At 66.1% G+C, this 1,813-nt stretch carries 2 protein-coding genes and 1 pseudogene; 1 reads left to right on the top strand and 2 read right to left on the bottom strand.

What is annotated here, in order from left to right; translation table 11 throughout:
• Positions 1-9: 9 nt before the first annotated feature.
• On the bottom strand, positions 10-942 hold the full coding sequence (locus RKP46_RS02300; protein ID WP_311105129.1) for an exopolyphosphatase: 933 nt from the start codon (positions 940-942) through the stop codon (positions 10-12).
• A 203-nt stretch (positions 943-1,145) separates the two neighbouring features.
• Here RKP46_RS02300 and RKP46_RS02295 point away from each other — a divergent pair, with 203 nt between their 5' ends.
• A complete protein-coding gene (locus RKP46_RS02295; protein ID WP_311105128.1) occupies positions 1,146-1,475 on the top strand; it encodes a 4a-hydroxytetrahydrobiopterin dehydratase in 330 nt (109 codons plus the stop codon).
• A 145-nt stretch (positions 1,476-1,620) separates the two neighbouring features.
• On the opposite strand, the pseudogene RKP46_RS02290 reads toward RKP46_RS02295, so the two are convergent.
• Positions 1,621-1,813, bottom strand: a pseudogene (locus RKP46_RS02290) (hypothetical protein); the annotation flags it as partial.

Below are 1,813 nucleotides of genomic sequence, written 5' to 3'. Positions count from 1 at the left end.
AACGCGCGCTCAGCCGTCGGCGTTGATGCGCCCGATCAGCGCGCGCAGCGTCGCTTCCGCCTGCTCGTTGTCGACCTGACAGGTCCCGGCCGCTGCGTGCCCGCCGCCGCCGTACTCGAGCATCAGGCTGCCGACGTTCGTCCGGCTGCTGCGATCGAGAATCGACTTGCCGGTGGCGAAGACGGTGTTCTGCTGACGCACGCCCCAGAGCACATGGATGGAGATGTTGCACTGCGGAAACAGCGCGTAGATCATGAAGCGATTGGTCGCCCAGATCGTTTCCTCGCGGCGCAGATCGAGCAGCGCGAGCTTGTCGAACACCGTCGTGCAGCGTTTGATCTGCTCCTTTGCGCGCGCCGCGTGTTCGTTGTACAGCCCGACGCGCTCGCGCACGTCGGGCAGCGCCAGAATCTCCTCGATGCCGTGCGCCCGACAAGCGTCGATCAGCATCATCATCAGCGCGTAGTTGCTGATCCTGAATTCGTGGAAGCGGCCGAGACCGGTGCGCGCGTCCATCAGGAAGTTGAGCAACACCCAGCCGGTCGGATCGAGAATCTCGGCGCGGCTGAAGCGTGCCGAATCGCTCTTGTCGACCGCCGCCATCATCTCGTCGCTGATCGTCGGAAACGCCTGCCGACCGCCGTAGTAGTCATAGACGACGCGCGCCGCCGACGGCGCCTGCGGATCGATGATGTGATTGGCGCGCCGCCCGGTATTGCGCAGCATTTCCGACAGGTGATGATCGAAAGCCAAATGCGCCGCGGCGACATACGGCAGATTGGTCGTGATATCGCGCTCGGTGATTTCGATCTTCCCGTCCTGCATGTCCTTCGGGTGGACGAAGCGGATTTCGTCGAGCAGATCCAGTTCCTTCAGCAGGACGGCGCACACCAGGCCGTCGAAGTCGCTGCGCGTAACCAGGCGGAATTTGTCTTGGCCCATCGTAAACTCTCCATTTAGCAGATGAAAAAAGGCGAAACCGGCAAAACCCGAGAGTAGAACACAAGATGCCGGCGGACGATACGCCCGCCGTCGCCGCAGGCGGATCGAGCCGCGCTGCGCGATCGATTGGCGCGTTTCCCGGTCCAAGCAGCGACCGCGGCGACCGCCCGGTCGTCAAGCGATCCAGCGAGGAGAACGACGCGATGAACAAGCTTTCCGAACAGACCTGCCTGCCCTGCCGCGGCGGCGTACCCGCGCTGACCGCCCGCGAATTGGCGCCGCTGCACGCGCAAGTGCCCGCGTGGACGATCCACGACGGCCACCACCTGGAACGCCGCTTCGCTTTCCCGGACTTCGTCAGCGCCCTCGCCTTCGTCAACCGCGTCGGCGCGCTCGCCGAAGAAGTCGCCCACCATCCCGACCTCTACCTCGCCTGGGGCAAGGTCGACGTCAAAATCTGGACGCACAAGATCGACGGACTGACGACCAGCGACTTCGTCCTGGCCGCGAAGATCGATACGCTTCAGGCGTAGACGCCGGAGCGGCGGCGGTCGGCCAGACCGGCGCGCGTCGCAAGCAGCCTGGCGGCGCCGCCGCGCAGCGCGCCTGGCCGCGGCGGGCAGCGGGCGGCGAACGCCGGGCGAAATGCCACGCGCGCGCCGCGACCCACCGCCGACGCTAGCCGGCCAGCACGGCGGCCAGCGTCGCGTCGATCTCGTCTTCGCTGCGGCCGAGCGTGCGCAGCAGGTGAATGGTGTTTTCGCGGGCGATTTGCGTGTGCGGATGCTCGCTGCCCAGGCTGACCGAAAAGATGCGCAGCGCGCGGCGCTGCAAGGGCTCGGCTTCGGACAGGCGGTTCGTCGCCTGCAGC

The organism is Accumulibacter sp. (assembly GCF_031732815.1).
In the GTDB taxonomy this organism is placed as follows: Bacteria; Pseudomonadota; Gammaproteobacteria; order Burkholderiales; family Rhodocyclaceae; genus Accumulibacter.
Note: the sequence above shows the minus strand (reverse complement) of the source record. Positions and strands in the feature narration are given on the sequence as shown.